This is a genomic window from Pseudomonas sp. WT-JTC, assembly GCF_056711565.1.
Window position 1 is genome coordinate 78,530 of sequence record NZ_CM160042.1, and the last position, 24,454, is coordinate 102,983.

Here is a 24,454-nt window from a genome sequence, read left to right on the forward strand (position 1 = left end):
TCATTTGTTCCATTTTGTTTAATTCGATGCGATTGCCGTCAGCTCGCAAGGCATTACGTTACACTGTTGCATTATTGTCTTGTGTGTACTGCCTTTCGCCATGAAATATTTTGCTCTGATCGTGTCACTGGTTCTGCTGGCCGGCTGTGCCAGCGGCCCTCGTTACGACACTAGCCACCCTTCGGCCAATCACGACAGCCGCGTGCAATTTGTGGTGGTGCATTACACCAATGCCTCGCTGGAGCGGTCGTTGCAACTGCTGACCCATGGTGAAGTCAGCAGCCATTACCTGATCGGTGACGACAAGGGCGCCACCATCTACAAGCTGATGGATGAAAACCTGCGGGCCTGGCACGCCGGGGAGAGCGAGTGGAATGGCCGGACCTGGCTGAATTCCAGTTCCATCGGTATCGAAATCGTCAACCCGGGCTTCAAGGACACCCCGACCGGGCGCGTGTGGTATCCCTTCACCGAAGATCAGGTCCAGTCGTTGATCGTGTTGCTCAAGGACATCAGCAAACGCCACGGCATAAGGCCTCGCGACATTATCGGCCATAGTGATATTGCACCATTGCGCAAGCTGGACCCGGGGCCGCTGTTCCCCTGGAAGCGTCTGGCCGCCGAAGGCCTGGGTATCTGGCCGAACGAACAATTGGTGGCGCGCCAGCAAATGCAGTTCGCCGAACAGTTGCCGAGCATCAGCTGGTTTCAGGCGCAATTGACCCGCCTGGGTTACGCCTCGCCACAAACTGGCGAGCTCGATGTCGCAACGCGGCATGTGATAGCGGCATTCCAGATGCATTTCCGCCCGGCGCGCTTCGATGGCACTCCGGATGCGCAAACTGCGGCGCTACTCCTGGTGTTGAATCAGACAAAATAATGACGCCCGCCCGACGGTCAGGGCTTTTTCCCAATCAGCAGCTATAACTCATTGGTAATACTTCGGATATTGCACAATGCCAGCTGCTCGAGAGACCTTCCCTGGTTGGTTCCGTCACCCCTGGTTCCTGGGGCTGATGTCTGCTGTCTTGAGCGCAACGTTATTGATGGCTGGCAGCCTGTTCGTCGCCATACACCAGGTCGAGCAAAACGAAAGCGAAGAAATGAATGCTCAGGGTGAGCGCTTCCTCGCCCGCCTGGAACAGCTCTTCGGGCAACTGCGTGAAAGCCTTGACGACCTTGAAGCGCAACCGTTGCGCGGCTGCGATGCTGAAATGATCGCGACCTTGCAACAGGTTACGTTCAATTATCGCTTCGTCTACGAAGCTGCCTACATGGACTCCTCGCGAATCTGCTCCAATCGACCTCGCCAGGAAGGGCTGTCGCTGATTCGATCGCCAGACATCAAGGGCCCGACTTACAGCTATTGGCTCAACACCACCACTGAACCCGATGAAAACCGCGCCGCGCTGATGCTCGGGCGCGGGAATTTCCGGGTCGCGACCTCTCGCGGGCATTTGACCGATATGGTCGACCTCTCTCCGGGCAGCAGCCTGCTGGTTGTCCTGGACCATGGTGCGCGCGCGATTCCGGTGTTGGGCGCTACTCAGACCTGGCCGCCGGTCGAGTCCTGGCCACCAAAAAACCGTGATGCGTTGCAGATCACCCAGACACGCCTGATATACCGCATGCCCACCGACAACCCGGAGTATCAATTGGTGTTGATCAGCCCGCGTAGCGGTATGCACATCCCCGCGGTCTGGTGGTGGCTGCTGCCGGCCAGCCTGGCGCTGGGCATATGCGTTGGGTTCCTGGTGTTTCTGCTGGTGCGCCAGCGGCAGTCGCTGGACGCCGAACTCACCGGCGCGATTCGCCGTGGCGAGTTGCAGGTGCTGTATCAACCGATCTTCGACCTCGATAGCCGCAACTGTGTCGGGGCTGAAGCGTTGCTGCGCTGGCGCAGGCCGGACGGTACCCTGACCAGTCCCGATCTGTTCATTCCGATGGCGGAGAACACCGGTCAGATTCGCCAGATGACGGACTTCGTCCTGCAACGCCTGCTCGAGCAACTCGGCCAGTTGCTGCGTGCCAACCCGCATCTGTACATCTCGGTCAATCTCGCGGCGTGTGATGTGATGGTGCCGCGGATCGGCCAGGTGATGGCGAGGCTGCTGACCCTGCATCGCGTCGCTGCGCGGCAAATTGCCTTTGAGGTTACCGAGCGCGGGCTGGTCGATGTGGTGGTGGCCCGGGAAAACCTGCAGTCCTTGCGGGATGTCGGGCACCAGGTGTTGATCGATGACTTTGGCACCGGCTATTGCAGCCTCGCCTATTTGCAAACCTTGCCGGTCGATTGCCTGAAAATCGACAAAGCATTCATTGATGCGTTGGGCCATGACGCCGCCAGCAGCGGTGTGGCCCCGCACATCATTCATATGGCCCAGTCGCTGCACCTGAAGGTGATTGCCGAGGGCATCGAACATGAGGCCCAGGCCGAGTTCCTGAGCAGTGAGGGCGTGAAGTTCGGCCAGGGCTGGCTGTTCGCCCACGCGTTGAGCGCGGTTCAGTTCATTGAATTGATAACCCGGGGGCGACGCCTGGCTGGCCGGCGCCTGGATGACGAAGCGTGACCGCGACCTAAACGGTCAGCGCCATGTAGAACTGGGTACCCTGCCCCGGCCTTGAATAGACGCCCATCCGCCCGCCATGCAATTGCACGATTTCCTTGCACAAGGCCAGGCCGAGCCCGGCCCCGCCCTTCTTGCGCCCGACTTGCACGAACGGCTCGAAGATCCGTCCCTGCTGACCGTAGGCAATGCCTTCGCCGTTGTCCTCGACACTGATGATGACCCGATCGCCGTGGCGCCGGGCCTGCAGGCGTATCCGCCCGCCGGAAGCGGTATGACGCAAGGCGTTGTCGAGCAAGTTGTCGAGTACCCGGTCCAGCTGTGGCTGGTCGGCCTGCAACCGCGGCAAAGGCCCCTGCACTTCCACCAGCAGACTGATTTCCTTCTCTTCTGCCGATGTGGCAAAGCGTGACTGAGCCTGTTCCAGCAACGCTTCGATGGAGCACGGTGCCAGGGTGAGTTTCTGCAAGCCGTTCTGGTAACGGGAGAAATTGAGCAGGTCATTGATCAGCTGCATCAGCCGCTGCATTTCTTCATTCACGGTATCAAGCAGGTCGGCTTCCCGGGAGTCCGCAGCAAAGTGTGCGCGCTCACGGAACAATCCGAAGGCCATGTGCATGCCGGTGACCGGTGTGCGCAATTCATGGGAGGCACGCAATACAAATTCGCTGCGAACCCGTTCGAAGGCACGCTGTTCCGTAACGTCATGCAGCACCATCACGGCACCGAGAATATGGCCCTGGGTATGGCTGACCGGGGTCAGGCTATAGGTCAGCAGTCGCGACTCGCCGTCGACTTCGACACTCAAGTCTTCCGGCGCCCGCTCCAGCGTGCCGCCACGCAGCACCAGTTGCAGCTGATCATCGAGTTCGGGGCGCTCCAGCGCCGTGCCCAACCCCTGACCCAGGCGATCTGACTCCCAGCCCAACTGACGCTGGGCTACAGGGTTAAGGTGTTCCAGGTGGCCCTGACGGTCGATCATCAGCAGTCCGTCGTCGATGCTGTCGAGCACGGCCTGCAAACGCTGCTGACCGGCCAGCAACTCATCGACATTGGTGGCCTGATGTTCACGCAGCGCCTGGGCCATGATCCCGAAACGCCGGGTCAGCTGGTTCAGTTCCATCGCCGAAGAGATCGGCAGGGTGACATCGAAATTACCCTGGCCGATATTGTCCGCCGCCTTGGCCAAGGCCTCGATGGGCTCGCCGAAACGCCGGGCCATGGCCTGCGCGGTCACGAAGCCGATGATCAGCACCGCCAGCCCCACCAGGCCAAGTAACCCGGCAATCAGCAGTGCCTGCTCCCGGGCCTGGCGCTCGGTATCGTTGATGTTATCCAGCGCGCGCTTGTGCTCGGCGATCAGGCCATTGCGCAGTGCGTTGAATTTATCTGTGAGGTCGTCCTGGCTGCTGAGCACATTCGAGGTGTCCGGGGACGCTTCATAAGCCCGGATAAAGCGCTCGTAATCGGCCTTGGCTTTTCTGAAACCGTATTCGCTTCCTGTTTCTGCCGGTTCCTGGGCAATGCCTTGTTCGAGCAGTTCGAAGTAATGCTGCTTCGAGGCCGCGAAGGCCGCAGAGTCGGGTTTCTCGCTCAGCATGATGATTAACTGGTCGCCCAGGGTCTGACGCAGCTTGAGCCCCAGGTCCAGGGTGATGAAATTGCTGCGTATCAGCGCTTCCTGGCTGCCGGCCATCTGCATCACGCTGACCAGCCCGAGCGAGAGCCCGAGCAAGGCGACGGTGATCAGGGCGGAGATGCTCAGGAAAAGCCGGGTCCGCAATTTCATCGCCAGTTTCATCGGCTATTGCTCACAAGTTGTACTGCTTGCGTTTGCGGTACAGCGTCGAGGCGTCGATGCCCAGGATTTTGGCGGCCTGGTCCAGCGTGTCGGCGGTGGCGAGGACCGCGCCGATGTGGGCCTTTTCCAGCTCGTCCAGGCTCAATGCCGCGCCGATGCGAGGTGTATTGTTGGCTGGGGTTTCGGCCATGCCCAGATGACTGATCTCGACCCGTTCCTGCGGACAGATGATGCTCGCCCGCTCGATCACGTTGCGCAGCTCACGGATGTTGCCCGGCCAGCGATAGCTCAGCAGCGCTTCCCGGGCCTCGTCGCTGAAGGCGCGTGCGGGACGGGCGTACTCCTTGACGAAACGCGCCAGGAAACGATCGGCCAGGTTGAGAATATCTTCGCGGCGTTCGCGTAGCGGTGGCAGGTGCAAGGTAATGACATTCAGGCGATAGAGCAGGTCTTCACGGAAGCGACCGTCGCGGACCATGTCCTCAAGGTTGAGGTTGGTGGCCGCAAGGATGCGCACATCGGCACGTCGGGTCACCGGATCACCAACGCGCTCATATTCTTTGTCCTGAATAAAACGCAGCAACTTGGGCTGCAATGTCAGGGGAAAGTCACCGATCTCGTCGAGAAACAGCGTCCCGCCGTCAGCCTGGTTGACTCGGCCCAGGGTGCTTTCGCTGGCGCCGGTGAAGGCGCCGCGACTGTGGCCGAAGAGTTCGCTTTCCATGAGTTCGGCGGTCAGCGACGGGCAGTTGATCGTGACGCAGGATTTCTTCGCGCGTTTACTCCAGCCATGAATGGCTTGGGACAGTTCGCCCTTGCCGGTACCGGATTCACCAAGAATCAGGATATTGGCATCGGTCGTGGCAACCTGGCGGGCGGTTTCGAGTACCACTTTCATGGCCGGGCTGTGGGAGTCCAGGCCATCCATGGGCTTGCGTACTTCACCTTCCAGGGCTTCCAGTCGCGCCGACAGTTGCCGCACTTCCAGTTGCTTGGCGGTTGCCAGGCGCAATTGATCGGGGCTGCACGGTTTGACCAGATAGTCGGCGGCACCGGCCTGAATCGCATCCACCGCCGTGTCGACAGCCGAGTGCGCAGTGACGATCACTACCCGCATCCAGGGCGCCTGGATACGCATCTGGGCCAGCACATCGAGGCCGTTGTCTTCACCCAGGCGCAAATCGAGAAAGCACAGGTCGAAGACCTGTCGCTGCAACAGGGTATCTGCCTGCGCGGCGCTGGTGGCGGTGGCCACGCTGTAGCCTTCGTCTTCAAGGCAATAACGGAAGGTACGCAGGATAGCGGACTCATCATCCACCAGCAGAATGCGGCCTTGATGCTCAGTGGCTGATTCCATTTTCCTGCGCTCCTTAATGAATGATCTTTATTTAGGCCCGGAAAAATCGGGCAAGTTGCATGATTGATTCTGAGCCAATGCTGTCATGGCAGAGTAGCTTTCATCCGATGTATCGGTTAGCCACCCGGTTATGCGGGTCTTTTAGTAGATGCCCAGGTCCTGACAGTGGACAGCCTGTATTTCTGACATCCGCGCCCTTCTCTCAATTCAAAAAATTTACACCTTCCCTTCAAGTGAATCGTGCAATACGCACGACTGCACCCGTGGCATCGTGCAGGATGCGTGCGAAGTGATTTCCTTGGTGTGCATAAGATATTGAAATAAAAGGAGAATATTTCGAGGAAAAGGTGGCATGCGGGCTGCAATTGTCTGGTTAACCAGGGCATTCAAAGACAAACGCCCGCTATCGAATACCGACCCGAGTGGTAGGAGCTCCAGGATGAACCGTCAACGTGCCGCCCGCCTGCACCTGTCGCCTGTGCATATCCAGCAAGGGCTGTTTGCTGTTCTGGCGCTGTTGATCACCCTGATCGGTGGCCAGCAGTTTCTGCGCTGGGAGCAGAGTCGGCAGCTGGAAGCGCCATTCCTGTCGACTCCGCATCCGACCCAAACCCATTTCAGTGCTGTCGGCAGCGGTCAGGCCGATAGCCCCCCGATGCGCATGATGGATGTCGACCAGGCCGGGCCTGTGGGTGAGATGCGTCATCAAGAGCGTTGGGTGTTCTAGGCAAAACCTCCGCCGCACCCGATGCGCCGGGAAACGCAGCACCTCTAAACAGAAGCGTAAGGAGAATCACCATGTTGAGCTGGGCAATCACATTCCTGATCATCGCCATCGTCGCCGCCGTACTGGGCTTCGGTGGTATCGCGGGCACCGCCACGGGTATCGCCAAGATTCTGTTTGTCGTGTTCCTGGTGATGTTCATTGCCTCTTTCTTCTTTGGTCGTCGCGGTCGAGGCTGATATGAGAGGAGGCCACAGCGCCTCCTTCCACCTGCGTCACCTGAGGAAGGCTGGCGCATGACCAAGGGGTCGGGATGTTCTGCCTGTTTCAGGGGCGGAGTGACCTACGGGTACAGGGAGTGCCTGCGCAAGGGCCGGGTCAGGAAAAGCTGCTGCGCAAGTTCGCCGGACCGCCATGGCTCGACGGACTTGCGAAGGGCTTGAATACGCAACACATTGAAATAGAGCGCTCGTCTCGGTTTCACCAGTGTTATCGCTTCCTTGTCCTTGTTACGTCGCAAAATACTTTTCCAGGTGTTTCGCCAGCGACCGTATATCGAGAAAAAAGCATTTTCTTTGGCAATGATTTTTCGCTTCGTCCAGCGGGATTCTGCTGAAAAATCAACGTTCAGCCACTGCTCAAAAAACATTCAATCTGCTCTGTGATGACCGGTTCACGGCACTTATGCCTGCTGAAATGTCGCATTCGAACCGATTGCGACGTCGCTTTCGGTAAAAAAACTCCATGCCGATTTGGCATGGGGTAGGCGTTTACGGCATTAGACGGCGCTCCCTTGCATCGGAATAGTTGCGCCTTTTTCGCCTGCCGGAGAGCCGTCAATACGCGTTCCGGGGCACCTTATACGGGGGTAGATGCACCAGACTTTTTCGCCATAAGCGTTCCAGTTCGCGCATCTCCCTGAGTCAAACAACAAGTAAGGGTAAAGATATGAAGAAGGCAAAGCTTAGCCTCGCCTGGCAGATCCTCATCGGTCTGGTATTGGGGATTGCAATCGGTGCGCTGCTCAACCATTTCAGTGCCGAAAAAGCCTGGTGGATCAGCAACGTCCTGCAACCGGCAGGCGATATCTTTATCCGTCTGATCAAGATGATCGTGATTCCGATCGTCATCTCCTCCCTGATCGTCGGCATCGCAGGCGTCGGTGACGCCAAGAAGCTGGGGCGTATCGGCTTCAAGACCATCATCTACTTCGAGATCGTCACCACCATCGCCATCGTGGTCGGTCTGCTGCTGGCAAACCTGTTCCATCCGGGTGCCGGCATCGACATGAGCACCCTGGGCACTGTGGACATTTCCAAGTACCAGGCCACGGCGGCCGAGGTTCAGCATGAACACGCGTTCATCGAAACCATCCTCAACCTGATCCCGTCGAACATCTTTGCGGCCATGGTTCGCGGTGAAATGCTGCCAATCATCTTCTTCTCTGTATTGTTCGGTCTCGGTTTGTCGAGCCTGCAGGCGGACCTGCGCGAGCCGCTGGTGAAGATGTTCCAGGGCGTATCGGAAAGCATGTTCAAGGTCACTCACATGATCATGAACTACGCCCCGATCGGCGTGTTCGCACTGATCGCAGTGACTGTGGCCAATTTCGGCTTCGCGTCGCTGATACCGCTGGCCAAACTGGTGATCCTGGTTTACGTCGCCATCGCCTTCTTCGCTTTCGTGATCCTGGGCCTGATCGCTCGCCTGTTCGGTTTCTCGGTGATCAAGCTGATGCGCATCTTCAAGGATGAGCTGGTACTGGCCTATTCCACCGCCAGCTCCGAAACCGTGCTGCCGCGCGTGATCGAGAAGATGGAAGCCTACGGCGCGCCGAAAGCCATTTGCAGCTTCGTGGTGCCGACCGGTTACTCGTTCAACCTCGACGGTTCGACCCTGTACCAAAGCATTGCGGCGATCTTCATTGCCCAGCTGTACGGCATCGACCTGTCGATCAGCCAGCAATTGCTGCTGGTACTGACATTGATGGTCACCTCCAAAGGCATCGCCGGCGTACCGGGCGTGTCCTTCGTGGTACTGCTGGCCACCCTGGGCAGCGTCGGTATTCCACTGGAAGGCCTGGCGTTCATCGCCGGTGTCGACCGCGTCATGGACATGGCCCGTACCGCACTGAACGTGATCGGCAACGCCCTGGCCGTTCTGGTTATCGCTCGTTGGGAAGGCATGTACGACGACGCCAAGGGTCAGCGCTACTGGAACTCCCTGCCGCACTGGCGCAGCAAGGAACAACTGCCGATGGGTGAAGTTTCCAAGAACTGATGCAACACCCCTTGTGGGAGCGGTACAGGCAATAACAGACAAACCCCGGAGAAATTCGGGGTTTGTCGTTTCTGGCCACCCCGCTATCATTCGCGGATCTTTTGGGGGATTTGACTGATGCTCAATGGCCTGTGGCTTGGCTTCTTCATCGTGGCCGCCGTATCGGCGCTGGCCCAGTGGCTGATTGGCGGTAACGCCGGGATATTCGCGGCGATGGTGGAAAGCATTTTTGCCATGGCCAAGCTTTCGGTCGAAGTCATGGTGCTGCTGTTCGGCACCCTCACCCTCTGGCTCGGTTTTCTGCGCATTGCCGAGAAAGCCGGGATCGTCGAATGGTTGGCCAAGGCCTTGGGGCCGCTGTTTTTGCGCCTGATGCCCGAAGTTCCGCCTGGTCATCCGGCCATCGGCCTGATCACCCTCAACTTCGCCGCCAATGGCTTGGGTCTGGACAACGCCGCTACGCCGATCGGCCTCAAGGCCATGAAGGCGCTGCAAGAGCTCAATCCCAGCGCAACCGTTGCCAGCAACGCACAGATTCTGTTCCTGGTGCTCAACGCTTCCTCGCTGACCCTGCTGCCGGTGACCATCTTCATGTATCGCGCCCAGCAAGGCGCGCCCGACCCGACGCTGGTGTTCCTGCCGATCCTGCTGGCGACCAGTTGCTCGACCATTGTCGGCTTCCTGGCGGTGGCGTTCATGCAGCGTTTGCGCATCTGGGACCCCGTGGTGCTGGCCTACCTGATCCCCGGTGCCCTCGCCCTTGGCGCTTTCATGGCATTGCTGGCGACCCTTTCGGCGACCGCGCTGGCCGGCTTGTCGTCAATCCTCGGCAACCTGACGCTGTTTGGCCTGATCATGCTGTTTCTGCTGATCGGTGCGCTGCGCAAAGTGAAGGTCTACGAGGCCTTCGTTGAAGGTGCCAAAGAGGGTTTCGACGTCGCCAAGAACTTGCTGCCCTACCTGGTGGCGATGCTCTGCGCCGTAGGTGTTCTGCGGGCCTCAGGGGCGCTGGACTTCGGTCTGGACGGGATTCGTCATCTGGTGGCGTGGGCCGGTTGGGACACGCGCTTCGTCGATGCGCTGCCGACGGCGATGGTCAAACCCTTCTCCGGTAGCGCCGCCCGGGCGATGTTGATTGAAACCATGAAGACCTCGGGCGTAGACAGCTTCCCGGCGCTGGTGGCGGCAACGGTCCAGGGCAGTACCGAAACGACGTTCTATGTCCTGGCGGTGTACTTCGGCGCCGTGGGCATCCAGCGCGCACGCCATGCGGTTGGCTGCGCATTGCTGGCGGAGCTTGCCGGGGTGCTGGGTTCAATCGGGGTTTGCTACTGGTTCTTTGGTTGACGGGTGCCGTCAGCCAAAGTTTTCAACGCTGCTTTGCGCTGGTCCGTGGGCAAGGCACCGAGCTTCTCCACGGCCGCATAAAACTGCAGCCAGTTGCCATCCACCTGATGGAACAGCGCGGTAAAGGCTGGTACCCATTGATCGTACAAGCCAAACGGCAATAGCCGGGCATTGTTCATGGGCGCATAGATCCAGGCGTCATAGCGTTTGTCTCCAGCCCACTGACGGTCGCGCATTTGCCGGTACTCGCTACGCAAGCGCTCGAACTCGGCTGCCTTGTGCTGGCGCATTTGTTCGGTTGGCAACGGCGCGGTGTAGAGCTGTTCCAGTCGGGTGCGGGTATTGAGCACCAACTCGGTGAACTGGTCGCGCTGGCGCGCCTGCGCATTGTCAGCCGGTGGCAGGTGGCGGTAGGCGCGCCATTGGCGAGTACCTTCCTGCTCGACGAAAGTGGCAAAGGATTCGTTGAACTCCGTGTCGTCCTTCACATAGAAGCGCTGATGGGCCAGCTCGTGAAAAATCAGCGTGGCCAGTCGCTCATCGCCCCAGCCCATCATCGAACTGATGATCGGGTCATTGAACCAGCCAAGCGTCGAATACGCTTCGACGCCACCGATCGATACGTCCATGCCCTGTAAGCGTTGCACAGCCGCTTCGCCGCGGGCGGCGCTCTGGCTGTAGTAACCGCGGTAGGCCACGCAACCGGCAACGGGAAAACAGTGGTCTACGGGCTTGAGGGAAAATTCCGGCGTGGCGAAGACATTCCAGACGACGAAAGGACGCCCAATGTCGGCGTACAAGCGGTAACTCTGGTTATCCGGCAGGTGCAATTGCCGGCTGGCGAACGTTCGGGCTTTCTGCGATTGCTCCAGGTGCGTACGCAGTTTTTCATCGCTCGCCGGGTCGGCGATCACACTGGAAACAGGCTCCCTGGCCCGCAGCAACTGCAGTTGGCCGCTGGCCAATTGGCTGTAGTAGCTGACGCTGGCGCAACCGTTGAGCAACAAAAACAACACGCACGGAAACAAAACGCGAAAAACGCGATCAAGTAAACCAAGGCTAGGAAGCGGCCTGAACACAATAATTCTTCCTTGGAGAGTCTTTGCACAAGACTATCCCGCTTGAATGGAGCTCCGCTATGCGCATGTTGGTACTGACGGGTGGCCTGCTGTTTCTGGCCGGCTGTGCTGGTTTCGGAATACCCCGCCCTGATCCTGCGCAAGCCTGGATCGACCTGGACTCAAAGCAGGAAGATACGGCGCTGCAGGCGCTGGAGGTCGATAACAAGGCCACTGACGATAAACGCTATTTCGAGGTCCAGCCCGGTAGTCATGAGTTGACGGTCCGCTATCAGTTTTCGGTCCAGCCCACCAACATCGGTCCCGACGCCGAGCCGTTGTGGCGCGATTGTCAGTTGAACGTGAAATTCAACGACTTCAACGCCGGTGAGCGTTATGAGCTACAGGCGGGGAACATTGGTTTTCGGCCTTGGGCGAAACTTTACGATCAACAGCGAAAAGTGATTGGTCAAGGCAAGCCAGCGGGCTGCCAAGGCACCTGATCGGCGTTATGCTGAATGCATAATCCCTTGGGACATTCATCATGCGCAGGTTGATGCTGTTACTCGCCGCCAGTGTTGTTGCCGGTTGTCAGAGCCCGATGCCGGCGGCTAATCCGAAGATGGCCTGGGTGGAATTCTCTACGCCCTTCCCTAACGACAAGTTGCTGATGGCCGAACGACTGGATAAGCAGCGCCTGCGCGACGGGCGCTTCTTTGAGGTCACACCGGGCAGCCACGAACTGATCGTCCGTTTCGACTTTGAAGTACCCGGTGGTGGCGGATTGAGCATGATGAACGGCCCCTCTGAACGGATCTGCTACCTGACCATCAATTACGATCATTTCGAAGCCGGTCAGCGTTATGTGCTCCAAGGCCGCTCAATCGCCTTCATACCCGAGGCCCGGCTGTACAACGCCAAGCGCGAGATCGTCGCTGAAGATCGGGAGTCCTACTGCCTGATGTGAGCTGTCAGCGGTCGTTCTTCTGGTAGATGATTTTTTTGGTGCCGTTTTCGCACGAGCCCACGACCATGTTCTGGTCGTGTACTTCGTCGTTGGTGACGATTTCAAGCGTGTAGGCAGTGACGCCACTGGCCTGAATCTTGGCTTCGATCTCGGCCTTGAGTTCTTCGCAGGGCTTCGGTGCTGCGAGGGCCGAAGTGGCCAGTGCGCAACAGATAACCGCCAGGGCAAAACGTTTCATGGTTGAAGCTCCTTTGAGGCAGCACGCATATTCATGGGGTTTCGCTGCTGTCATTTATTCGACCATAGTTTTAGCGGGCAAATCTGTCACGACGCAAAAAAGATCGTAGCCTTGAGCAGCTTTTGCCGAATGATCCCGGCAGGTTGCGCAAGGCTGCGATCTTTTTCGTTTCAATGAAAATCCCGCCAACCAATGTTGCCTCCAGGCTGATCTTCGCATTCAGCAGCCTGGACACCGGGCAGCCCTATTTGGCCTTGTTGCCGGGTTCTTCGAACTGCACCTGAGTCACCCTGGGAATATTCATTTCGTCCGGTCAATCTGCTTTTTTTGCGGGATTTGTTACCTGGCTATTGAAACTCGGGTATATGCCCACATTGCATGAACACGCTTTTGGATTCGGCAGGTTTGCGTTCGCAAGAACAAACCTGCGCCCTCAATTGGAGAAGCAGGTTCATGAAACGACTGTCCGATATCAAGTTCTCGACTCTCGATCTGGTGCCGGTGCGCGAGAACGGCAGCGCGGCCCAGTCGCTGCGCAATTCGCTGGACCTGGCGCAGCACGTCGAGAAGTTTGGCTACAACCGCTTCTGGGTGGCTGAGCATCACAACATGGACGGCATCGCCAGTTCCGCGACATCGGTGCTGCTCGGTTATCTGGCCGGTGGTACGTCGACCATTCGTGTTGGTTCGGGCGGAGTGATGTTGCCCAACCATGCACCGCTGGTGATTGCCGAGCAGTTCGGCACCCTGGAAAGCCTTTATCCGGGCCGGATTGACCTGGGCCTGGGGCGTGCCCCCGGTTCCGACCAGATGACCGCACGCGCTTTACGCCGCGAACGCTCCGGCAGCGCCGACGATTTCCCGGAAGATGTGGCGGAACTGGTGCGCTACCTTGGGCCACGTACCCCGGATCAACGCATCATCGCCATGCCGGGAACCGGGACCAATGTACCGGTCTGGTTGTTGGGGTCGAGCCTGTTCAGCGCACAACTGGCGGGTGAGCGCGGGTTGCCCTACGCCTTCGCTTCGCATTTCGCACCGCGCTACATGCATGAAGCGATTCGGGTCTACCGCAATCACTTCAAGCCGTCAGCCGTTCTGGATAAACCCTACGTGATGCTCGGTGTGCCATTGGTGGCGGCCGATACCGATGAGCAGGCCGATTACCTGGCGACTTCGGTGTTCCAGCGGATTCTTGCCCTGATGCGTGGCCAAAGTCTGGTACAGCGCCCGCCGGTGAAGACCATGGACGGCCTGTGGCTGCCCCATGAGAGAGAGGCCGTGCACGATTTCCTTGGCCTGGCCATGATCGGCAGCCCGCAGAAAATACGCGCCAAACTCGAGGTCCTGATTGAACAGACCCAGGCTGACGAGCTGATTTTTACCTGTGACCTGTACGAACATTCGGATCGCGTGCATTCCTACGAGCTGCTGGCGCAGGTCATGCGAGGCTGATACTCAAACGCCAGGCGTAAAAAAGCCGACACCGTGGTGTCGGCTTTTTTTCAGGCGCAATTCTGCCTACTTTTTATAGACGATCACTTTGGCGCCCGCTTCGCATTTGCCAACAACTTTTCCGCCGGCAGCGGCACCTTTATCGACAATCTCCAGCGAATAACCGGAAACGCCCTTGGCATCAAGTTTCGCTGCGATTTCGGCTTTCAGCTCTTCGCATGGCTTGCCGCCCGCCAATGCGGTCCCCGCAAGGCTCAACAAACCTACCGCCAACATAAACTTCTTCATCGGTTGCATTCCCTGGTCGGATCATAGGGGGTAACCAGCCGTCAGCCGGACGCACTCATGTCGCGCATTGCCATTCCCTGTGGCATTCGGCCGGCGTGCAAGTTCAGAAGACTAGCCCAAAGTCAGCTGCTGGCAATCCGAAACCCGACTTTCAAGGTCACCTGAAAGTGCGCAGCCTTGCCGTCTCTGATGTGCCCACGGGTCTCGGTCACTTCAAACCATTCCATGTACTTGATGCTTTTGCTGGCCTCGGCCAGCGCGTTGTTGATCGCATCTTCGATACTGCTGGTGGACGAGCCGACCAGCTCGACTTTCTTGTAGGTGTGATGGTCAGACATGGCGTTCTCCTCGGCGTGTGAATTACAGCCTAGCAGTGATTTTTCCTATTTCTTGTGTTGGTCGTTCTCTGGATCAAGTTCAGATTTTCTGCACTTTCTTGTACCCCTGAAGTCCCAACCAACACACGCCACTCATCACCAATGCAGGAGAGCCACCATGGCCAACACCTCGTTACGCAAAGCCTCATTGCAGAGCATGGAAGCCGAGATCGAGAGTCTGCTCAAGTCTTTGGAAAGCCTGAAGGATGACGCCTCGGACGAGTCGCGTAAAACCCTCAAGACCCTGAAAAGCAACGCCGAGAATGCCTTGAGGCACTCGCGCCATCTGCTTGCCGATGCCTATGAAGAGGTCAAGGTCAAAACCCGCGAAACCGGGATTGCCACCCGCGACTATGCCCAGGAACACCCCTGGACAACAGCCGGCGTCGCCGTGGGCGCATTGGGCCTGCTGGCCGCTTATCTGTTGTGCAAACGTGATTAATCCGCTCGATGCAGCTCGTTCCTGAGCCACTGAGCCAGTTGCCGGGCGCGCCCGTCCGCGGCGCGCTTGGGTAGCCACAACGCCAGTTGTGCCGGGGTTTCACTGAAACCCCATGGTGCAACCAGGCGGCCGGCCTTCAAGTCCTCGGCCACCAGGGGTTCGGGGGCAATCGCCACACCCAGGCCCGCGACGGCGGCTTCGAGCAAATAATACAAATGTTCAAATCCCTGACCGTACTTCAACGCCCTGGCGTCGAGGCCGCGTGGTTGCGCCCAGCTCGGCCAGGCTTGCGGGCGTGAGGTGGTGTGCAACAAGGGTTCGCTCACCAGTGCAGTTTCCGGCGCGTGCCTGAGCCGTTCATAGCCGCTGAATCGAGGGCTCATGACCGGACCGATGCGTTCGCCGGCAAGCTCAAAAACCTGCATGTCCGCCGGCCAGGGTGGCTCGGCAAAGACCAGCAAGGCATCCAGCCCCGGTTTTCGCGGATCGAGATCGCCTTCTCCGGCCGACAGGTGCAGGCGCAAGTCCGGCAGGTCGGCATTGAGTCTGCCCAGTCGCGGGATAAACCAGCGCGCCAGCAGGCTTCCCGAGCAGCCAAGCACGAACGGGGCATCGGCTGTGCTTTGTGTGAGTTCGGCGCAAACACTGCGCAGGCGCTCGAAGGCTTCGCTGCTGGCGTCACGCAGGCGTAACCCGGCATCTGTGAGTTTCAGGCCGCGCCCGTCCTTGATGAACAGGCTCACACCCAAGTGTTCTTCCAGTACTTTCAATTGCCGGCTGACGGCCCCATGGGTGACGTGCAACTGCTCCGCCGCCTGACTGACGCTGTTCAAGCGGGCGGTGGCTTCGAAGGCGCGAAGCGCGTTCAGCGGAGGAAGGTCATGGCTCATGGGATCTGTGAGTTTTCCTGACAGGTTGTGGCGATCTTATCGGTTTTCAGTCCGGGGCGTCAGGGGTAGAGTTAAGCCCACTATCTCTTTATGCATCACTTCACGCATTCAACTGGAGCGCCAAATGACCCAGACTAATCTGCGCAACGGCCCTGATGCCAACGGCCTGTTTGGCGCGTTCGGTGGCCGCTACGTTGCCGAAACCCTGATGCCGTTGATCCTCGACCTGGCCCGTGAATATGAGTTGGCCAAGGAAGATCCTGCATTCAAGGAAGAACTGGCCTACTTCCAGCGCGACTACGTCGGCCGTCCGAGCCCACTGTACTTCGCCGAGCGTCTGACCGAGTTCTGTGGCGGCGCGAAGATCTACCTCAAGCGTGAAGAGCTGAACCACACCGGCGCGCACAAGATCAACAACTGCATCGGCCAGATCCTGCTGGCGCGGCGTATGGGCAAGAAGCGCATCATTGCCGAGACCGGCGCCGGCATGCACGGTGTGGCCACGGCCACCGTCGCTGCGCGTTTCGGTCTGGATTGCGTGATCTACATGGGCACCACTGATATCGAGCGTCAGCAGGCCAACGTGTTTCGCATGAAACTGCTGGGCGCCGAGGTTATCCCGGTGGTGGCCGGCACCGGCACCCTGAAGGATGCGATGAACGAAGCCCTGCGTGACTGGGTGACGAACGTCGACAGCACCTTCTACCTGATCGGCACCGTGGCCGGTCCGCACCCTTACCCGGCAATGGTTCGCGACTTCCAGGCCGTGATCGGCAAGGAAACCCGTGAGCAGCTGCAAGCCCAGGAAGGCCGCCTGCCGGACAGCCTGGTGGCGTGCATCGGTGGCGGCTCCAACGCCATGGGGCTGTTCCACCCGTTCCTCGACGACAAGAGCGTCGAGATCATCGGCGTTGAAGCCGCCGGTTACGGCATCGAGACCGGCAAGCATGCGGCCAGCCTGAACGGCGGCGTACCGGGTGTGTTGCACGGCAACCGCACCTTCCTGCTGCAGGATGACGATGGCCAGATCATTGATGCTCATTCGATCTCCGCGGGTCTGGATTATCCAGGCATCGGCCCTGAACACGCCTGGTTGCACGACATCGGTCGCGTCCAGTACACCTCGGTCACCGACGACGAGGCTCTCGCCGCGTTCCACCAATGCTGCCGCCTGGAAGGGATCATCCCTGCCCTGGAAAGCGCCCATGCCTTGGCTGAAGTGTTCAAGCGCGCACCGAAGCTGCCAAAGGATCACCTGATGGTGGTCAACCTGTCCGGCCGTGGCGACAAAGACATGCAGACCGTGATGCACCACATGGAACACTCTCAACAAGAGCAATCCAAGCAGGAGAAACACTGATGAGCCGCCTGCAAACGCGTTTTGCCGAACTCAAGGAACAGAACCGCGCCGCCCTGGTGACCTTCGTGACCGCTGGCGACCCGGGTTATGACACGTCCCTGGCGATCCTCAAAGGCTTGCCGGCGGCTGGCGCCGATGTGATCGAACTGGGCATGCCCTTTACCGATCCGATGGCCGACGGTCCGGCGATCCAGCTCGCCAACATCCGTGCTCTGGCTGCCAAGCAGAACCTGGCGAAAACCCTGGAAATGGTTCGCGAGTTCCGCAAGGACAACAATGAAACGCCACTGGTGCTGATGGGGTACTTCAACCCGATCCACAAATATGGTGTGCCGCGCTTTATCGCCGAAGCGAAAGAGGCCGGTGTCGATGGTCTGATCGTGGTCGACATGCCTCCCGAGCATAACGGCGAGTTGTGCGATCCGGCACAGGCTGCCGGCCTGGACTTCATCCGTCTGACCACCCCGACCACCGACGATGTGCGTCTGCCGACCGTGCTTAACGGCAGCTCCGGGTTTGTTTACTACGTGTCCGTTGCCGGTGTGACCGGTGCTGGCGCGGCGACGCTGGAGCACGTTGAAGAGGCGGTCGCTCGTTTGCGTCGCCATACTGATCTGCCGATCAGCATCGGTTTCGGCATTCGCACGCCGGAGCAAGCCGCGTCTATCGCGCGTCTGGCGGACGGTGTGGTCGTGGGTTCGGCACTGATCGATCACATCGCCAATGCCTCGACGCCGGATCAGGCGATCGATGGCGTGCTGAGCCTGTGCTCGGCGTTGGCCGACGGCGTGCGTAAAGCCCGCGTCAACTGAGGGTAAAGTTCCTGATACAGAGGAATTAGAGCCTCGCGACACAGACTAAACAGCAAGACCGAGGGCTTCAGGACTGCGTTCTGAAGCCCTTTTTGCTGTGTGTGATGTGAGGAAAGACCTGATGAAAATGTCGAAACGCCTGATGGCCGGCCTCGGTGTGCTGCTGCTCGGCACGACCCTGCATGCCAACGCTGATCAGCACGACGATCACGGCCGTTACGATAACCATGGTGATTATCATGGTGACGAGCGCCGAGTCCCGCAGGACTACCATCACGGTGGGCCTCCACCCCGGGATTTCGCTCCTGTTCGCCAGGCGATCCACGACAATCATGTGTATTTCGTCCGCGGTGCTCCGCCACCACCGGGTGTCATCGTGGTGCGTGGCAGGCCGCTGCCTCGGGGCTATTACGGCGAACGCCTGGATAACCGCGCGTTGAGCCGGTTGCCGTATTACCCGGGCTACGAATGGCGTCGCGCAGGCGCGGACGTTGTACTGATCGCGGCGGGTACCGGGATTGTTTATGAGGTTCTGCAGGGGGTTCTGTACTGACGGATCGGTCATCGGGCTGAACCCTGACCCCCTGTAGGAGCGAGCTTGCTCGCGAAAAGACCATCAGTTTCAACATCCTTGTTGACTGATATACCTTCGCGAGCAAGCTCGCTCCTACAAACAGGTTGCGGGGTCAGGGCAACTCTATCCCGCCCGACGCCTTGTGCAGTTTGCGCAAGTGCTCGCCAATCTGCTTCACATTGGCCTCGTTGGCGGCCATTTCGGCGGCACGGCTCGGTTCAAGCAACGCTCTCACTTCCCTGTCCAGATCCCCGGACAGCGCCAGGAGCTGCTTCTGGCGCTGGCTGGTTTCCGCTTCCAGATGCTGCCACTCGCTCTGCTGCGGCAAGCCATAACCGTTGGTGCCCAGCAGCTCCGCCGGCCGGCTGAGGAAGCCACTGTTGGCGAGAATGTCCTTGAGCGTCTCGTTGGCCTTGTCCATGCCGCCATTCTTCAGCTCTCGGGCACCCAGATAACGCTGCTTCACTTCATCCTGGGCCAATAGCAACTGTCGACGGAAACTCGCTTGCTCCAGCAGAAGCAACGCCGCACTGGTGCGCAAATCGGCTTGCTCGAACCATTGCCGACGCTCCTGGGCTTTCAAGTCCAGCCAGTCTTCGACGGTTTCCTGTTTGATCGGCAATTGCTTTTTCAGTATCTCGAACATGGCCTGATAGCGATCGCGGAAGGAGTCGAAACGATAACCGAGGCGCAAGGCCTCTCGCGGATCGTCCAGCACGCTGGTGTCCGCCAGTCCACGGCCCTTCAGTACCTCCAGCAAGCCGTTGGGCATGATGTTGTCGAGTCCCACCAGTTGCGGGTTGTTGGTACCGCCGCGCAGTAATTTCAGTTCCTCCACCGCGCAGTTGTTTGACAGGAAGAAGTAGTTGCCGTCGTAGCTCCAGTGCATCTCGGCGGCACGTTCCACCACATCTTCAATCTCTCTGCGCGACAGGTTCAGGGGCACGGAGGCCAGGCTGCGCAGTTCGGTCTTGGTGTATTCGTCGATGACCTGGGACAGCGGCAGGATAAACAGCCGTGACGGGTATTTGCCGACCAGGCCATCCCAGCTCGACAGCTGTACGTCGCCGACGAAGGCGCGGTACGACAGCACCAGATGCTGGTCCAGGTCCAATCGACAATCCGGTCCGCGTGGTCGCCCCGGCGCACAGATCACCAGGCGCAACATGCTGTGGCCCCAGCGGCTGAACAGGTTCTGGTTGGCCTCGGCCAGCAGATAGTCAACGGCATAGACCCGCTCCGGATCGACCTGGCCCAAAGGTGTCTTGGCGAAGTCGTTGCCGGCATTGAGGAAAGCGAGGGTTTTGCTGCAGGTGTCTTTGGCGGCGGGCGCCCAGCCGAAATGATCCTTGTAGTAGCGGTACAGCGCCGGGCGGCGGCAGGCGTAGCTCGGGTCGAGGAGGAAATACTCCATGTTGACCGCGACGAACTCCTTTGGACTGCTGGTCTCGTAGATATCCGGACTGCGGGCAATCTGGCGATTGTGCTGTTCGCGTTCTCCGCGACGGCCTACGTATTGCTGCCAGCCAGCGAGGTCGAGCAGGCGCGGATCGTCACTGAGGGTAAAGCGCCGATCGGACTGGCCTCGACATTGGTCGGGAATGCCAACCAGCCCTGAGCTGTTGTTGTGCCGGGTGCAGCGCTGAATCAGTTTGCGTTCGGTATCCGGCCACAGACGCGAGCGATCGTAGATGTGCGTCAGTTCGTGCAACACCGTGGCCAGCAGTTCCTTGCGCACGGTGCCATGAGGACGATGGGTTTTCCTGGTCGCGGCGCTGCCATCGGTGAGGCCGGCCAGCAGGTTGCGATTCAGATCGAGCTCGGACACCAGTGATGCCTGACCGTAGGCGTTGCGCGGCATGTCATCGGTCCAATCGACGTCGATGCGTCGATCGAGTTGCTCGATAAAGCGTGGCGGCAGTGCCTGCATGGCTTCATCAAGCAACGCCTGGCTGGCTTGCTGTTGCGCGGGAGTCAGACCTTCAGTCTTTAGATGTAACTGAAGGCCTGCGTGGGCCGTGTTGCCAAGCAGCAACAGGACCCCGGCCAGCAGCCAGGTGCCTGGACGTCTCACAGTGCGAGGATGGCTTCGGCGAGATCCCGGTCACTGGCGTCACGGGCTTCCGGCACGCGGGTGCGCAGCAAGTCGAAAGCGGACTCCAGGTGAGCGCCACGAATGTCGCCATTGCTGGCAACGAAGCTGGCAGCGTCGTCCTGGGCTTCGCGCACGATTTTCGAATCGCGAATGGACGTGGTGGTGTCGGAAGTGAAATCGAGGGTGCGCTGGGTAGCGCGGATCAGCATGTTACTGGTGGCAACCAGAGTATGTGCCTGGGTTACATCGGCCAACAGCAGCAGGCCTAAGGTGGCAGCAATCAGCGGGTTACGCATGGAACGACTCCAGAAAAACAGGGATAACTATTGGACGAGAATTGCTTGTGCCAGTTCAAGGTCGCTGGCATGAAGTTTTGCCTGGGTTCGGTGCAGATACCGCAGGGCCGACTCCAGTCGTGCGCCTCTGAGTTGGCCGTCACTGGCAATGAATGCCGCAGCGTCATCCTGGGCGGCGAGCAGCAGTTTATGGTCGAAGGGGGCGCTGGTCACCAAACTTGTGGCGTAACCGCTGGCGACGATGCCTTGGGTGGACAGGTTGAAGGCGTCATAGGCGTGGGCTGATCCACAGTAACCAAGGGCAAGAAAGACTGGAACGATCAAGAAATTCGAAGGAAGACGCATGAGACTCGACAGTTGAAAGTGAGTCCAAAGGCTAGCGCAAGGCCCGTTCTAGAGCCAGCGCCGAAACATTGGGGCAAGCCGGGCGTGCCCCATGCCTGTGCAGTCGTTTAGATTGTCAGGATCGCTTGCGCCAGTTGTGCGTCGCTTGCGCTCAGCTGTGGCGCCTGATGGCGAATGTGGTCGAGGGCGCTTTCGAGTTTCACGCCGCGGATGGAACCTTCGCTGGCGACGAAGCTGGCAGCGTCGTCACGGGCCGCGAGCACGATCTTGTCATCCTTGAACGACGACGAGACGACGTCGGTGGTCGCATCGGACGTGGCTTTGAGTGCGTTGACAACAGCGTCGGTGGTCACGATGAAGCTGGTTGCGCTGGCGTTGGCAGCCACGGCAAACAGGGCCGCAGCACTGAGCAGGCGAAGACGGGACATGGGGTAACTCCTTTGGGTAAACCAATTGAAAAGTGGCGCAGTGTCTGCAAAGTCAGACGCCAGGCGCTTGGCGCTCGCCACGTTCTGGTCTGATATTAGGCCTGAGTGTGTCGGTTCGAACAGCCCGGCATGCAAGCGGGAAGTCAGCGCCAGAACGGTTTATCCAGTTCATTGATGCGCTCGGCGTGGCTGATGCCAAGATCTGCTAGCTGACGATCATCGAGTTGAGCCAGTAAACGTCGTGTTCTCGCTCTTTCGAGACTGGCTTAGAGTGCTGTTAACAGATCTCTAACCCGGTTCAGGCAAGGTCTCGATCGAACTGAGGTGCTGGAAACATCCTGTAAAGAATTCATGATGCGGTCCCTGTCCTGATCAGTAGAGGTTCCATGCTGACACCGGCCGAACATCCACTACAGACACGCAGCGACGATATTGTACTCATTCAGTTGTTGGTTTTTGCAAACTGTACTGGTTTTCAGGTTTCCCTACTGTAAGACCGGATTTGACAGGCCAAAACGACAAAACCCGTCGTGGTTTCCCACGACGGGTTTTGTTTTTTCAATTCGGGTTGCTGGCGGTGGACCTTAAGGTCAGAGCCAGCGACGCTAACTTAGCGCCAGAACGGCTTGCTCAGCTCTTCGTAGCGTTGTGCTTCGCTAATCCCGGCGTCAGCCAGCAAACGCGAATCCAGGCGAGCCAGTTGATGGCGGCTGGTGATGCGGCGCTGCCACAACATCAGGTTGGCGATAACGCGCAGAGGCAGGGAAGCCTGGGTTTTTGCAGCGGTGTCTTCGAAGAACAGATCGGAACTGAGTGTACGTTCCATGGTGGTCATCCTTCCGCTTGTGGCGGGATTAGGTAGTGGTTTAACTGGTGCCCATGATCCTCTTGTTTGCCTAGTCTCTGTAGATACAGTTCATCTGTATTGTGAGAGCTCAGTTAACTGTTTATAGGGGGTGTACTGGTCGAAATTGAGGCAACTGTACCTGTCTGCACTGTTTAAGTGCAAAATTGCAGTTTTTGCTTCGTGGTGTGGGGATTTACTGTAGGAAATTACCAGTACAGCAGTACAGTTTTTTTCATGTTGCGAGGAGAGCAAGAGCAAGCTGACGAAACTGTGTTTGCGTCAGCTGCTTTCTGTACCAATTACTTCTTCAGCATTTGCCCGGATTCTTCCAGGTTTATGTGCCAGCTCAGGGCGTCACGCAGGATATGCGGGGTGTGCCCGCCGATGGCGCACGCGGCGGTAAAGTAATCATTCAGCGCCTGGCGGTAATCCGGGTGCACGCATTTGTCGATGATCACCCGGGCACGCTCCCGAGGCGCGAGGCCTCGCAAGTCTGCCAGGCCTACTTCGGTCACGAGGATGTCGACGTCATGTTCGGTGTGGTCAACGTGGCTGACCATCGGTACCACGCTGGAGATCGCACCGCCCTTGGCGATCGACTTGGTCACGAACACGGACAGGTGCGCGTTGCGCGCGAAGTCACCCGAGCCGCCGATACCGTTCATCATCCGGGTGCCGCAGACGTGAGTGGAGTTGACGTTGCCATAGATGTCGAACTCCAGTGCCGTGTTGATGCCGATGATGCCGAGGCGGCGCACGACTTCAGGGTGATTGGAGATCTCCTGCGGGCGCAGAACCAGTTTGTCCTTGTAGCGCTCCAGATTGCCGAACACGTCGGCGTTGCGCCGGCTCGACAGGGTGATCGAGCTGCCCGAAGCAAAGCTCAGCTTCCCTGCGTCGATCAGGTCGAAGGTCGAGTCCTGCAGTACCTCGGAATACATCGTCAGGTCTTCGAACGGCGAATCGATCAGGCCACACATCACCGAGTTGGCGATGGTACCGATGCCGGCTTGCAATGGGCCGAGCTTGTTGGTCATGCGTCCGGCTGCCACTTCCTGTTTGAAGAAGTCGATCAGGTGGTCGGCAATGGCCTGGGTCTCGGCGTCCGGTGCCAGCACAGTGGAGGGTGAATCAGCTTGGTTGGTGACCACGATGGCGACGATTTTTTCTGCCGGGATCGGGATGGCGGTGCTGCCGATGCGGTCGTCGACTTTGACCAATGGAATCGGGGTGCGGGTCGGGCGATAGGTTGGAATATAGATGTCGTGCAGACCTTCGAGGTTCGGGTTGTGCGCCATGTTGATCTCGACAATCACATGCTTGGCGAAGATCGCGAAGCTGGCCGAGTTGCCCACCGAGGTGGTTGGCACGATATGTCCTTGCTCGGTGATCGCTACGGCTTCAATCACGGCAATGTCCGGCAGTTTCAATTGCTGGTTGCGCAATTGCTCCACGGTTTCCGACAAGTGCTGGTCGATGAACATGACTTCACCGGCATTGATCGCCTTGCGCAGCGTGCTGTCGACCTGGAACGGCATGCGTCGCGACAGCACGCCGGCTTCCGTCAACTGCTTGTCGAGGTCGTTGCCCAGGCTTGCGCCAGTCATCAGGCTGATCTTCAGCGGCGTGACCTTGGCGCGCTCGGCCAGCGCCTGGGGGACGGCCTTGGCTTCGCCGGCGCGAGTAAAGCCACTCATGCCGACGGTCATGCCGTCCTCAATCAGAGCGGCAGCGTCGGCAGCGCTCATCACTTTGTCCAACAACGAAGACAGGCGAATACGGTCACGGTACATGGATTGTTATCTCGGGCAACAGGTAGCAGGACGTGCAGTCTAGTGAATTGCGCCGACTTCTGTCCCGCTACCAAGGTCGCAATCGAGGCGTCTATTCCGGGCCTTTGAAGCAA

General features: G+C 58.9%; 27 protein-coding genes and 2 pseudogenes. 13 read left to right on the forward strand and 16 right to left on the reverse strand.

The window, feature by feature from the left end:
- Positions 1–100 precede the first annotated feature (100 nt).
- Together AC06G5_RS00385 and AC06G5_RS00390 are read left to right on the forward strand one after the other, a co-directional pair.
- Positions 101–880, forward strand: a complete 780-nt coding sequence (locus AC06G5_RS00385; protein WP_413426171.1) for an N-acetylmuramoyl-L-alanine amidase — start codon at positions 101–103, stop codon at positions 878–880.
- Between the two features lie 76 nt (positions 881–956).
- The gene (locus tag AC06G5_RS00390; protein ID WP_413426173.1) at positions 957–2,570 is read left to right on the forward strand and encodes an EAL domain-containing protein; all 1,614 of its coding nucleotides are present in this window, start codon (positions 957–959) and stop codon (positions 2,568–2,570) included.
- A gap of 7 nt (positions 2,571–2,577) precedes the next feature.
- On the opposite strand, the gene AC06G5_RS00395 is transcribed toward AC06G5_RS00390, so the two are convergent.
- Both AC06G5_RS00395 and algB read right to left on the reverse strand, forming a co-directional pair.
- Positions 2,578–4,368 carry a KinB sensor domain-containing domain gene (locus tag AC06G5_RS00395; RefSeq protein ID WP_413426175.1) on the reverse strand — a complete coding sequence of 597 codons (1,791 nt, stop codon included), beginning with the start codon at positions 4,366–4,368 and terminating at the stop codon, positions 2,578–2,580.
- A gap of 10 nt (positions 4,369–4,378) precedes the next feature.
- Positions 4,379–5,725 carry a sigma-54-dependent response regulator transcription factor AlgB gene (gene algB / locus AC06G5_RS00400; protein WP_413426177.1) on the reverse strand — a complete coding sequence of 449 codons (1,347 nt, stop codon included), beginning with the start codon at positions 5,723–5,725 and terminating at the stop codon, positions 4,379–4,381.
- Between the two features lie 439 nt (positions 5,726–6,164).
- On the opposite strand from algB, the gene AC06G5_RS00405 reads away from it, so the two are divergent.
- The gene (locus AC06G5_RS00405; RefSeq protein WP_413426179.1) at positions 6,165–6,452 is read left to right on the forward strand and encodes a hypothetical protein; all 288 of its coding nucleotides are present in this window, start codon (positions 6,165–6,167) and stop codon (positions 6,450–6,452) included.
- A 71-nt stretch (positions 6,453–6,523) separates the two neighbouring features.
- On the forward strand, positions 6,524–6,688 hold the full coding sequence (locus tag AC06G5_RS00410) for a DUF1328 domain-containing protein (protein WP_003170804.1): 165 nt from the start codon (positions 6,524–6,526) through the stop codon (positions 6,686–6,688).
- Between the two features lie 104 nt (positions 6,689–6,792).
- Here the strand turns inward: AC06G5_RS00410 and AC06G5_RS00415 are convergent, their stop codons facing one another.
- On the reverse strand, positions 6,793–7,098 hold the full coding sequence (locus tag AC06G5_RS00415; protein ID WP_413703778.1) for a hypothetical protein: 306 nt from the start codon (positions 7,096–7,098) through the stop codon (positions 6,793–6,795).
- Positions 7,099–7,397: 299 nt separating this feature from the next.
- Here AC06G5_RS00415 and gltP point away from each other — a divergent pair, with 299 nt between their 5' ends.
- Entirely contained in the window at positions 7,398–8,729 is a 1,332-nt protein-coding gene (gene gltP, locus AC06G5_RS00420; protein ID WP_413426184.1) for a glutamate/aspartate:proton symporter GltP, read from the forward strand.
- A gap of 117 nt (positions 8,730–8,846) precedes the next feature.
- Complete coding sequence (locus tag AC06G5_RS00425; protein WP_008018473.1) at positions 8,847–10,076, forward strand: nucleoside recognition domain-containing protein; 1,230 nt, start codon at positions 8,847–8,849, stop codon at positions 10,074–10,076.
- On the opposite strand, the gene AC06G5_RS00430 is transcribed toward AC06G5_RS00425, so the two are convergent.
- Positions 10,058–11,155, reverse strand: coding sequence for an aminopeptidase (locus tag AC06G5_RS00430; protein ID WP_413426186.1), 1,098 nt, complete (start codon positions 11,153–11,155; stop codon positions 10,058–10,060). The genes AC06G5_RS00425 and AC06G5_RS00430 overlap by 19 nt on opposite strands.
- Positions 11,156–11,214: 59 nt before the next feature.
- Here AC06G5_RS00430 and AC06G5_RS00435 point away from each other — a divergent pair, with 59 nt between their 5' ends.
- On the forward strand, positions 11,215–11,637 hold the full coding sequence (locus AC06G5_RS00435; protein WP_413426188.1) for a PA0061/PA0062 family lipoprotein: 423 nt from the start codon (positions 11,215–11,217) through the stop codon (positions 11,635–11,637).
- A 41-nt stretch (positions 11,638–11,678) separates the two neighbouring features.
- Entirely contained in the window at positions 11,679–12,101 is a 423-nt protein-coding gene (locus AC06G5_RS00440) for a PA0061/PA0062 family lipoprotein (RefSeq protein ID WP_413426190.1), read from the forward strand.
- Positions 12,102–12,105: 4 nt separating this feature from the next.
- On the opposite strand, the gene AC06G5_RS00445 is transcribed toward AC06G5_RS00440, so the two are convergent.
- A complete protein-coding gene (locus AC06G5_RS00445) occupies positions 12,106–12,339 on the reverse strand; it encodes a DUF1161 domain-containing protein (protein ID WP_008018477.1) in 234 nt (77 codons plus the stop codon).
- A 184-nt stretch (positions 12,340–12,523) separates the two neighbouring features.
- Positions 12,524–12,637 (reverse strand): annotated as a pseudogene (locus AC06G5_RS00450) (OsmC family peroxiredoxin); the annotation flags it as partial.
- A 155-nt stretch (positions 12,638–12,792) separates the two neighbouring features.
- Here AC06G5_RS00450 and AC06G5_RS00455 point away from each other — a divergent pair.
- Complete coding sequence (locus AC06G5_RS00455) at positions 12,793–13,794, forward strand: LLM class flavin-dependent oxidoreductase (RefSeq protein WP_322617780.1); 1,002 nt, start codon at positions 12,793–12,795, stop codon at positions 13,792–13,794.
- Between the two features lie 66 nt (positions 13,795–13,860).
- On the opposite strand, the gene AC06G5_RS00460 is transcribed toward AC06G5_RS00455, so the two are convergent.
- Both AC06G5_RS00460 and AC06G5_RS00465 read right to left on the reverse strand, forming a co-directional pair.
- On the reverse strand, positions 13,861–14,082 hold the full coding sequence (locus tag AC06G5_RS00460; RefSeq protein WP_085716026.1) for a DUF1161 domain-containing protein: 222 nt from the start codon (positions 14,080–14,082) through the stop codon (positions 13,861–13,863).
- A gap of 122 nt (positions 14,083–14,204) precedes the next feature.
- On the reverse strand, positions 14,205–14,420 hold the full coding sequence (locus AC06G5_RS00465; protein ID WP_008002152.1) for a dodecin: 216 nt from the start codon (positions 14,418–14,420) through the stop codon (positions 14,205–14,207).
- A 157-nt stretch (positions 14,421–14,577) separates the two neighbouring features.
- Between AC06G5_RS00465 and AC06G5_RS00470 the strand changes: the two genes are divergently transcribed.
- Complete coding sequence (locus tag AC06G5_RS00470) at positions 14,578–14,901, forward strand: ElaB/YgaM/YqjD family protein (RefSeq protein WP_008018481.1); 324 nt, start codon at positions 14,578–14,580, stop codon at positions 14,899–14,901.
- Here AC06G5_RS00470 and AC06G5_RS00475 read toward each other — a convergent pair.
- Entirely contained in the window at positions 14,898–15,791 is an 894-nt protein-coding gene (locus AC06G5_RS00475; RefSeq protein WP_413426193.1) for a LysR family transcriptional regulator, read from the reverse strand. The genes AC06G5_RS00470 and AC06G5_RS00475 overlap by 4 nt on opposite strands.
- Before the next feature lie 124 nt (positions 15,792–15,915).
- Here AC06G5_RS00475 and trpB point away from each other — a divergent pair, with 124 nt between their 5' ends.
- The 3 genes from trpB to AC06G5_RS00490 all read left to right on the forward strand — a co-directional run bounded on the left by trpB (position 15,916) and on the right by AC06G5_RS00490 (position 18,516).
- Entirely contained in the window at positions 15,916–17,151 is a 1,236-nt protein-coding gene (gene trpB, locus AC06G5_RS00480; protein ID WP_008018483.1) for a tryptophan synthase subunit beta, read from the forward strand.
- Complete coding sequence (trpA, locus tag AC06G5_RS00485) at positions 17,151–17,963, forward strand: tryptophan synthase subunit alpha (protein WP_413426195.1); 813 nt, start codon at positions 17,151–17,153, stop codon at positions 17,961–17,963. Before trpB ends, trpA begins: the two co-directional genes overlap by 1 nt.
- Before the next feature lie 121 nt (positions 17,964–18,084).
- Entirely contained in the window at positions 18,085–18,516 is a 432-nt protein-coding gene (locus AC06G5_RS00490; protein WP_413426197.1) for an anti-virulence regulator CigR family protein, read from the forward strand.
- A gap of 133 nt (positions 18,517–18,649) precedes the next feature.
- Here AC06G5_RS00490 and AC06G5_RS00495 read toward each other — a convergent pair whose 3' ends face one another.
- The 7 genes and pseudogenes from AC06G5_RS00495 to AC06G5_RS00525 form a co-directional block, all read right to left on the reverse strand.
- Positions 18,650–20,611: a DUF7844 domain-containing protein gene (locus AC06G5_RS00495; RefSeq protein WP_413426199.1), complete on the reverse strand. Its 1,962-nt coding sequence runs from the start codon at positions 20,609–20,611 to the stop codon at positions 18,650–18,652.
- A complete protein-coding gene (locus AC06G5_RS00500; protein ID WP_413426201.1) occupies positions 20,608–20,928 on the reverse strand; it encodes a DUF2388 domain-containing protein in 321 nt (106 codons plus the stop codon). The genes AC06G5_RS00495 and AC06G5_RS00500 overlap by 4 nt, the downstream gene beginning before the upstream one ends.
- A gap of 27 nt (positions 20,929–20,955) precedes the next feature.
- Positions 20,956–21,273 carry a DUF2388 domain-containing protein gene (locus AC06G5_RS00505; RefSeq protein WP_413426203.1) on the reverse strand — a complete coding sequence of 106 codons (318 nt, stop codon included), beginning with the start codon at positions 21,271–21,273 and terminating at the stop codon, positions 20,956–20,958.
- A gap of 107 nt (positions 21,274–21,380) precedes the next feature.
- Entirely contained in the window at positions 21,381–21,701 is a 321-nt protein-coding gene (locus AC06G5_RS00510; RefSeq protein ID WP_413426205.1) for a DUF2388 domain-containing protein, read from the reverse strand.
- Positions 21,702–21,844: 143 nt separating this feature from the next.
- Positions 21,845–22,054 (reverse strand): annotated as a pseudogene (locus AC06G5_RS00515) (DUF1127 domain-containing protein).
- A 257-nt stretch (positions 22,055–22,311) separates the two neighbouring features.
- Entirely contained in the window at positions 22,312–22,527 is a 216-nt protein-coding gene (locus AC06G5_RS00520; RefSeq protein WP_007969750.1) for a DUF1127 domain-containing protein, read from the reverse strand.
- A gap of 320 nt (positions 22,528–22,847) precedes the next feature.
- Positions 22,848–24,341 (reverse strand): acetyl-CoA hydrolase/transferase family protein, encoded by a 1,494-nt coding sequence (locus tag AC06G5_RS00525; RefSeq protein WP_413703775.1) that lies wholly within the window; start codon positions 24,339–24,341, stop codon positions 22,848–22,850.
- Positions 24,342–24,454: the final 113 nt, after the last annotated feature.

Excerpts from the sequence above, each read along its gene's own strand:
- AC06G5_RS00410 (WP_003170804.1), top strand. The coding sequence starts at position 6,524 with ATGTTGAGCTGGGCAATCACATTCCTGATCATCGCCATCGTCGCCGCC.
- AC06G5_RS00415 (WP_413703778.1), bottom strand. The coding sequence starts at position 7,098 with ATGTTTTTTGAGCAGTGGCTGAACGTTGATTTTTCAGCAGAATCCCGC.
- AC06G5_RS00440 (WP_413426190.1), top strand. The coding sequence starts at position 11,679 with ATGCGCAGGTTGATGCTGTTACTCGCCGCCAGTGTTGTTGCCGGTTGT.
- AC06G5_RS00445 (WP_008018477.1), bottom strand. The coding sequence starts at position 12,339 with ATGAAACGTTTTGCCCTGGCGGTTATCTGTTGCGCACTGGCCACTTCG.
- AC06G5_RS00470 (WP_008018481.1), top strand. The coding sequence starts at position 14,578 with ATGGCCAACACCTCGTTACGCAAAGCCTCATTGCAGAGCATGGAAGCC.
- AC06G5_RS00460 (WP_085716026.1), bottom strand. The coding sequence starts at position 14,082 with ATGAAGAAGTTTATGTTGGCGGTAGGTTTGTTGAGCCTTGCGGGGACC.
- AC06G5_RS00425 (WP_008018473.1), top strand. The coding sequence starts at position 8,847 with ATGCTCAATGGCCTGTGGCTTGGCTTCTTCATCGTGGCCGCCGTATCG.
- AC06G5_RS00490 (WP_413426197.1), top strand. The coding sequence starts at position 18,085 with ATGAAAATGTCGAAACGCCTGATGGCCGGCCTCGGTGTGCTGCTGCTC.
- AC06G5_RS00525 (WP_413703775.1), bottom strand. The coding sequence starts at position 24,341 with ATGTACCGTGACCGTATTCGCCTGTCTTCGTTGTTGGACAAAGTGATG.
- trpB (WP_008018483.1), top strand. The coding sequence starts at position 15,916 with ATGACCCAGACTAATCTGCGCAACGGCCCTGATGCCAACGGCCTGTTT.
- AC06G5_RS00405 (WP_413426179.1), top strand. The coding sequence starts at position 6,165 with ATGAACCGTCAACGTGCCGCCCGCCTGCACCTGTCGCCTGTGCATATC.
- AC06G5_RS00465 (WP_008002152.1), bottom strand. The coding sequence starts at position 14,420 with ATGTCTGACCATCACACCTACAAGAAAGTCGAGCTGGTCGGCTCGTCC.
- AC06G5_RS00390 (WP_413426173.1), top strand. The coding sequence starts at position 957 with ATGCCAGCTGCTCGAGAGACCTTCCCTGGTTGGTTCCGTCACCCCTGG.
- AC06G5_RS00520 (WP_007969750.1), bottom strand. The coding sequence starts at position 22,527 with ATGGAACGTACACTCAGTTCCGATCTGTTCTTCGAAGACACCGCTGCA.
- AC06G5_RS00455 (WP_322617780.1), top strand. The coding sequence starts at position 12,793 with ATGAAACGACTGTCCGATATCAAGTTCTCGACTCTCGATCTGGTGCCG.
- AC06G5_RS00510 (WP_413426205.1), bottom strand. The coding sequence starts at position 21,701 with ATGTCCCGTCTTCGCCTGCTCAGTGCTGCGGCCCTGTTTGCCGTGGCT.
- AC06G5_RS00395 (WP_413426175.1), bottom strand. The coding sequence starts at position 4,368 with ATGAAACTGGCGATGAAATTGCGGACCCGGCTTTTCCTGAGCATCTCC.
- AC06G5_RS00505 (WP_413426203.1), bottom strand. The coding sequence starts at position 21,273 with ATGCGTCTTCCTTCGAATTTCTTGATCGTTCCAGTCTTTCTTGCCCTT.
- trpA (WP_413426195.1), top strand. The coding sequence starts at position 17,151 with ATGAGCCGCCTGCAAACGCGTTTTGCCGAACTCAAGGAACAGAACCGC.
- gltP (WP_413426184.1), top strand. The coding sequence starts at position 7,398 with ATGAAGAAGGCAAAGCTTAGCCTCGCCTGGCAGATCCTCATCGGTCTG.
- AC06G5_RS00475 (WP_413426193.1), bottom strand. The coding sequence starts at position 15,791 with ATGAGCCATGACCTTCCTCCGCTGAACGCGCTTCGCGCCTTCGAAGCC.
- AC06G5_RS00385 (WP_413426171.1), top strand. The coding sequence starts at position 101 with ATGAAATATTTTGCTCTGATCGTGTCACTGGTTCTGCTGGCCGGCTGT.
- AC06G5_RS00435 (WP_413426188.1), top strand. The coding sequence starts at position 11,215 with ATGCGCATGTTGGTACTGACGGGTGGCCTGCTGTTTCTGGCCGGCTGT.
- AC06G5_RS00500 (WP_413426201.1), bottom strand. The coding sequence starts at position 20,928 with ATGCGTAACCCGCTGATTGCTGCCACCTTAGGCCTGCTGCTGTTGGCC.
- algB (WP_413426177.1), bottom strand. The coding sequence starts at position 5,725 with ATGGAATCAGCCACTGAGCATCAAGGCCGCATTCTGCTGGTGGATGAT.